Annotated in this window: 6 protein-coding genes; 3 read left to right on the top strand and 3 right to left on the bottom strand. The window is 45.3% G+C overall.

Going from position 1 to position 7,078, the window contains the following annotated elements; all coding sequences use genetic code 11:
• Nucleotides 1–109 precede the first annotated feature (109 nt).
• From hemG to AB4232_RS22145, 3 genes are read right to left on the bottom strand one after another with little or no spacing between them, the layout of a single operon-like run.
• Nucleotides 110–637, bottom strand: a complete 528-nt coding sequence (hemG, locus tag AB4232_RS22155; protein ID WP_017077284.1) for a menaquinone-dependent protoporphyrinogen IX dehydrogenase — start codon at nt 635–637, stop codon at nt 110–112.
• A 10-nt stretch (nt 638–647) separates the two neighbouring features.
• The gene (locus AB4232_RS22150; RefSeq protein ID WP_017077285.1) at nt 648–2,105 is read right to left on the bottom strand and encodes a TrkH family potassium uptake protein; all 1,458 of its coding nucleotides are present in this window, start codon (nt 2,103–2,105) and stop codon (nt 648–650) included.
• 34 nt (nt 2,106–2,139) lie between these two features.
• Nucleotides 2,140–2,763, bottom strand: a complete 624-nt coding sequence (locus AB4232_RS22145; protein WP_004736669.1) for a YigZ family protein — start codon at nt 2,761–2,763, stop codon at nt 2,140–2,142.
• Nucleotides 2,764–2,990: 227 nt separating this feature from the next.
• Here AB4232_RS22145 and fadB point away from each other — a divergent pair, with 227 nt between their 5' ends.
• From fadB to AB4232_RS22130, 3 genes are all read left to right on the top strand, one after another.
• Nucleotides 2,991–5,162: a fatty acid oxidation complex subunit alpha FadB gene (gene fadB / locus AB4232_RS22140; protein WP_372088021.1), complete on the top strand. Its 2,172-nt coding sequence runs from the start codon at nt 2,991–2,993 to the stop codon at nt 5,160–5,162.
• Between the two features lie 26 nt (nt 5,163–5,188).
• Complete coding sequence (gene fadA, locus AB4232_RS22135; RefSeq protein ID WP_009848166.1) at nt 5,189–6,352, top strand: acetyl-CoA C-acyltransferase FadA; 1,164 nt, start codon at nt 5,189–5,191, stop codon at nt 6,350–6,352.
• Between the two features lie 243 nt (nt 6,353–6,595).
• Nucleotides 6,596–7,078: alcohol dehydrogenase catalytic domain-containing protein (locus tag AB4232_RS22130; protein WP_372088020.1), on the top strand; the 483-nt coding region annotated here is incomplete at its 3' end.

Genomic DNA, 7,078 nt, shown 5'->3' with positions numbered 1-7,078 from the left:
GCATTATAGAGATTTCGATCACACTGGCAAGCCCTTTTTGAAGTTTTTCTCGTTTTTTTATTCGTTCGATTAAAAAGAGCACAAAACGCCTCAAAAGTAGGCTTTTCTCTTACATCTCTTGCAATTTCTTAGAGAATAAAGAGACTTTTTCCCAGTTCGTATACTCAACTTCCTTGGTTGTGTCCGTTTCTCCGCCTGTCATATTCATAATGAAGCGAATCATGGTTTTATCGAACCAGTTATAACGAGGGTAATAGAGAGCACCCGCGAATACACCGATTAGAGTCGGCTGCCATGGTGACTTAAGAAGAAACTTCTTAATATAGGCACTACCTTCAGGGGTGTCTTTACCTTGGTCTTCTTTACGAGCCGTTAAGTTAACGCAGAAGAAGGCAACCTTATTGGATTGCAACTGAGTAAGGTTGGCATCAATGAACTTATATAGCTTCTTATTGAGGTGGCCGTAACGAATAGATGCACCAATCAACACTCTGTCGTATTGAGCAAAGTCGACATTACTAATAGTGTGCAGATCTTGAAGCTCACATTCGAACTCATTCATTTCTTCTTTTATATAGTTCAAGATCTTCTTGGTTTGCCCTTCACGGCTTGAATACAAAAATAGAGCTTTTGCCACAATGTTGTCCTTAGCTACGCCAAAACGTAGGGGTCAATAAAATTAATAAGGTGAATATCTCTAAACGACCAAACAGCATAGATACGATCAACACCCATTTGGCCTTATCATTCACATCGCCGAAGTGCATTGCCACTTCACCTAAGCCCGGGCCAAGGTTATTCAATGTTGCCGCTACGGCAGAGAAAGCACTCAGCTCATCCATCCCAGTAGCAATAAGAGCCAACATACAAACCACAAAAACCAATGCGTATGCAGAGAAGAAGCCCCAAACCGCATCAACAACACGTTGTGGTAACGCAGAACCGCCAACCTTGATGGTATAGACAGCACGCGGGTGGACAAGGCGCTTCATTTCACGAGCACCTTGCAAAGTAAGCAATAAGATTCGAATGACTTTCATACCACCGCCCGTTGAACCTGCACAGCCACCTATAAAAGAAGAGAACAGAAGCAGCACAGGTAAGAATAACGGCCACTCAGAAAAACCAGTGGTAGTGAAGCCTGCGGTCGTCGATATAGATACCGTTTGGAACAAGGCTTGATCAAAGGCATCGTAATACGAGTCATAAGAGTGGTGATTAAGCAGTAATAAGAAACAAACTAAGAACAAAACCGCTTGAATAAAGATAAAGGCGCGGAATTCAGGATCTTTCCAATAATACTTAGGATGCACACCACCCGAAGCAAATGCAGCAAAGTGAAGCGAATAGTTACACGCAGAGATAAGAAGGAACACGACCGTAATCATGTTGATAGCCGGACTGTTGAAATAGCCCATACTCGCATCGTGAGTCGAGAAGCCACCAATCGCAATAGTAGAGAAGCTATGACTGATAGCATCAAAGAAGCTCATGCCTGCAAGCCAAAACGCCACCGCACAAGCAATCGTTAGACTCAGATAGATGTACCAAAGCGCTTTTGCCGTTTCAGCAATACGCGGAGTCATCTTACTGTCTTTTACAGGGCCCGGGATTTCTGCACGATATAGCTGCATACCACCGATGCCGAGAACAGGAAGGATGGCTACCGCTAATACGATGATACCCATACCACCAAACCATTGCAGGAATTGGCGATAAAACAGAATCGCCTTAGGCAGATCATCGAGGCCGACAATAACGGTCGCGCCCGTGGTTGTTAATGCAGAGAAGGATTCGAAGAAAGCATCGGTTACCGACACATTGGGGTTATCGGCGATCAAAAACGGCAGCGCACCAGCACTACCGATTACCGTCCAGAATAAAACAACAATCAAGAAGCCATCACGCGCTTTCAATTCATGCTTATAACGTCGGTTTGGAAACCAGCAGGTCGCTCCACAGAATAAGAGAACAAAAAAGGTCGTCACAAATGGCACACCTGCACCATCTCGATAGATCAGAGCGACGAGCGCAGGTGCGAGCATTGATACACTAAAAAGTGCTAATAATAATCCGACGATTCGAATAATTGAGCGAAATTGCATGAGCTATTGAACGAAGCGAAATGCTTCACACTTCCTAGTTGTCTTTGACTTTCGTTACCAGTGCCTTAGCACCGCTTTTATTGATCATGGTTTGGGTAAACGAATCTACCTGAAGGAGCTCTATTTCAATAATAAGCTCAACTTGAACACCATAATCCGCTTGGACTTCAACAGCCTGATGCTGAGCCATGATGGATTGTGCAATCGGCACAAAGCCATAGTCTAACTCTAGCCGTAATTTTGTGGTTATTTTTTTCTCGATAGTTTGAAGCAGCTTGAGAGCTTGTTGTACTCCACCACCATAAGCCTTAACTAAACCACCAGTACCGAGCTTGATTCCGCCTGAATAGCGAGTGACTACAGCCGTTAACTCGCCAACACCTGAACCAGACAGTTGCGCCAAGATAGGCTTTCCAGCAGTACCCGAGGGTTCGCCATCATCACTAAAGCCCCACTTCATCGAGTCTTCAGGTCGCCCTGCAGCAAAGCCCCAACAGTTATGTCGCGCTGAAGAATGCTCTTTTTTTACCTGTTCAACGAACTGCTTAGCAGCTTCTACACTTGGAGTATGAGCAAGATGAGTAATAAAAACGCTCTTTTTTATCTCTTCTTCAAATAAAGCCGACGCTGACGGTATTAAATAGGGCTGTTCATTCATATCGTTAACTTAATTATTAAGAGCGGCGAAGTGTATCACGCGTGAATAATAAGGGTTAGAGGATCTGTGCTGTCGCACAATGTTAAACAATTGTTTAAAAAATGTATTGAAATTAATCAAGCAGAGGTACAGACTAGAATAACTGGTCTTACCAGGCGCTCTACAATAATAGAAAGATAACAAGATTCTCTCAAACAATCGTGGATTGTATGTCATGGAGATAGACAATGATTTACCAAGCTAACACCCTACAGGTAAAGGAATTACAAGATGGTATTGCGGAATTAAACTTCTGTGCACCGGCATCTGTAAACAAACTCGACCTTGCAACTTTAGAATCACTAGATAAAGCGTTAGATGCCCTTAATGCTCACGCAGGATTACGTGGTTTAATCTTAACTTCAAACAAAGACGCGTTCATTGTGGGCGCAGACATCACTGAATTTCTTGGCCTATTTGCTAAGCCAGAAGCAGAACTTGATGAATGGTTAAGATTCGCTAATTCAATCTTCAGCAAGCTCGAAGACCTTCCTGTCCCAACTCTTTCAATGATGCGTGGCCATGCCCTTGGCGGCGGCTGTGAATGTGTACTCGCTACCGATTTCCGTATCGGTGACAAGACCATTAGCATAGGTCTACCAGAAACCAAACTTGGCATCATGCCTGGCTTTGGTGGTTGTGTGCGCCTGCCACGTGTTATCGGTGCTGACAGTGCAATGGAAATTATCACGCAAGGCAAAGCATGCCGTGCAGATGAAGCACTTAAAGTTGGCTTGTTAGATGCGATTGTTGAAACAGACCAGTTACTAGAGTCGGCAATCAACACTGTTTCTCTAGCAGCCAATGAGAAACTCGATTGGCAGCTACGTCGTAAACAAAAAACATCAGCACTTTCACTAAGCAAACTAGAAGCGATGATGAGCTTTACCATGGCGAAAGGCTTAGTTGCTCAAAAAGCAGGGCCTCATTACCCAGCACCAATCACTTCGGTTATCGCTATCGAAGAAGCAGCACGTAGCGATCGTGATGCTGCATTGGATATAGAGCGTAAACACTTCGTTAAGCTAGCAAAATCTGAAGAAGCAAAAGCATTGGTCGGCTTATTCCTTAATGACCAATACATTAAAGGCTTAGCAAAACAAGCTGGTAAGTCTGCGAATAAAGCAACTGAACGCGCGGCAGTACTTGGTGCTGGCATCATGGGTGGCGGTATTGCTTACCAGTCAGCATTGAAAGGTGTGCCAGTGATGATGAAAGACATCGCACAGGCGTCTCTAGATCTTGGTATGAACGAAGCTTCTAAGTTATTGAATAAACGCTTATCACGCGGTCGCCTAGATGGATTCAAGATGGCAGGTATTCTGTCTTCTATTACTCCAAGTCTGCATTATGCAGGTGTTGAGCAATCAGATGTGATTGTGGAAGCGGTTGTAGAGAATCCTAAAGTAAAAGCAGCAGTACTGAGTGAAGTGGAAGGTCTGGTGGGTGAAGACACAGTTCTTACATCAAACACCTCAACGATTCCGATCAACCTGCTAGCAAAATCTCTAAAACGCCCAGAAAACTTCTGTGGTATGCACTTCTTTAACCCAGTACACCGCATGCCTTTGGTTGAGATCATCCGTGGCGAGCATACTTCAGAAGAAACCATTAATCGCGTGGTTGCTTACGCAGCGAAGATGGGTAAATCCCCTATCGTTGTTAATGATTGCCCAGGCTTCTTCGTTAACCGTGTACTTTTCCCTTACTTTGGCGGTTTCAGCATGTTGCTACGTGACGGTGCTGACTTCACTAAGATCGATAAAGTCATGGAGCGTAAGTTCGGTTGGCCAATGGGCCCTGCTTACTTGCTAGACGTTGTAGGTTTAGACACAGCACATCATGCACAAGCAGTAATGGCGCAAGGTTTCCCAGAGCGTATGGGTAAAGAAGGTCGTGATGCAATTGACGCACTTTACGTCGCTGAAAAATACGGCCAGAAGAACGGCAGCGGTTTCTACACGTACAGCGTAGACAAACGCGGTCGTCCTAAGAAGACCTTCTCTGAAGACATTCCTCCTATCCTGGCTGACGTATGCCAACAACCACAAGACTTTGATGACCAGACAATTATCCAACGTGTGATGATTCCTATGATCAACGAAGTGGTGCTTTGTTTAGAAGAAGGCATCATCGCGACACCGCAAGAAGCGGATATGGCACTGGTTTACGGTTTAGGCTTCCCTCCATTCAGAGGCGGCGTATTCCGCTACTTAGACAGTGTGGGTATTGGTAACTTCGTTGAAATGGCGAAGAGCTACCAAGACTTAGGTGCAATGTACCAAGTTCCTCAACTATTGCTTGATATGGCAGCGAAAGGCGAAAGCTTTTACGACGGCCAACAAGCCAGTTCTCTGTAACCCACATTTGGAAAAGGAATAGCAAAATGAATAATGTAGTTGTTGTTGATTGCCTTCGTACCCCAATGGGACGTTCCAAAGGTGGAGCTTTCCGTCACACTCGTGCTGAAGATCTGTCGGCACATTTGATGAAAGGCATTTTAGAGCGCAACCCAGAAGTAAACCCTGTCGAAATTGAAGACATTTACTGGGGTTGTGTACAACAAACGCTAGAGCAAGGCTTCAACGTTGCACGTAACGCTGCTTTACTTGCTGGTCTGCCGATTGAGATTGGTGCGGTAACGGTGAACCGTTTATGTGGCTCATCTATGCAAGCTCTGCATGATGCAACCCGCTCTATCATGGTTGGTGATGCTGAAATCTGCCTGATCGGTGGTGTCGAACATATGGGTCACGTACCAATGAACCATGGTGTTGATTTTCACCCTGGCATGTCTAAACACGTAGCAAAAGCGGCAGGTATGATGGGCCTAACCGCTGAGATGCTAGGCAAAATGCACGGTATTAGCCGTGAAGACCAAGATGCCTTCGCCGCTCGTTCACATGCTAGAGCACAAGCAGCAACAGTAGAAGGTCGTTTCAAGAACGAAATCCTACCAACCGAAGCTCACGCAGCAGACGGTTCACTGTTCACTCTGGATTACGATGAAGTTATTCGCCCAGAAACAACAGTTGAAGGTCTATCTCAGCTGCGTCCTGTATTCGACCCAGCAAACGGAACGGTAACAGCAGGTACTTCATCAGCATTGTCTGATGGTGCATCGGCAATGCTGATCATGAGCGAAGAGAAAGCTAACGCACTTGGCCTGAAGATTCGCGCTCGCGTGAAGTCGATGGCTATCGCTGGCTGCGATCCTTCAATCATGGGTTACGGTCCAGTACCTGCGACTCAAAAAGCGTTAAAACGTGCAGGCCTAACCATTGAAGATATGGGCGTTATTGAGCTCAACGAAGCGTTCGCTGCTCAATCTCTGCCATGTGCTAAAGATCTCGGTCTATTGGATGTAGTTGACGAGAAAGTTAACCTTAACGGCGGTGCGATTGCACTCGGTCACCCACTGGGTTGTTCTGGTTCTCGTATCTCGACGACGCTAATCAACCTGATGGAAGCGCAAGACGTGAAATACGGCTTGGCGACCATGTGTATTGGTTTAGGCCAAGGTATTGCAACGGTATTTGAACGCCCATAGCGATCACTGGTTGTAATACTTGTAGGGTAATCTTTTGTGCAGCTATATTTATATAGCTGCACTTTTTATTACTTGGCATCCAACAATGCATCGATTGCGTTCAGCGAACTCAGCGAGAGAAAAACCAACACTGACATCTATGCACAAAACGCATATATTCAATGTTGATGTTTCATTATTTTTTCTCGGATGATTCAACTAAAGTTACTTCAGTTTCCTAATATTCCTCCTACGGAGCAGATCATGTTTAAAGCACTTGTACTAAACCAAGAAGACAAAAAAACTATCGCATCAGTTTCTCAAATTGATGAGTCTCAATTACCAGAAGGTAACGTGAAGGTTGATGTGAGCTACTCTTCTTTGAACTACAAAGATGGTTTGGCGATAACAGGTAAAGGGCGCATTGTTCGCAACTTCCCTATGGTTCCTGGTATCGACCTTTCTGGTGTGGTTTCACAATCTGATGACCCGCGCTACAAAGCAGGCGACGAAGTTGTTCTGACGGGTTGGGGTGTTGGTGAAGGCCACTGGGGCGGTATGGCTGAGAAAGCTAGCCTAAATGGTGACTGGTTAGTGCCAATGCCTGCAGGTCTTGACGCCAAGAAAGTCATGGCGATTGGTACAGCTGGCTTCACCGCTATGCTTTGTGTGCAAGCTATCGTAGATGCAGGCATCAAACCAGAAGACGGTGAAATCCTAGTAACGGGTGCTAGTGGCGGCGTAGGC

Source organism: Vibrio sp. 10N.286.46.A8 (assembly GCF_041470165.1).
GTDB lineage: Bacteria > Pseudomonadota > Gammaproteobacteria > Enterobacterales > Vibrionaceae > Vibrio > Vibrio tasmaniensis_A.
Note: the sequence above shows the minus strand (reverse complement) of the source record. Positions and strands in the feature narration are given on the sequence as shown.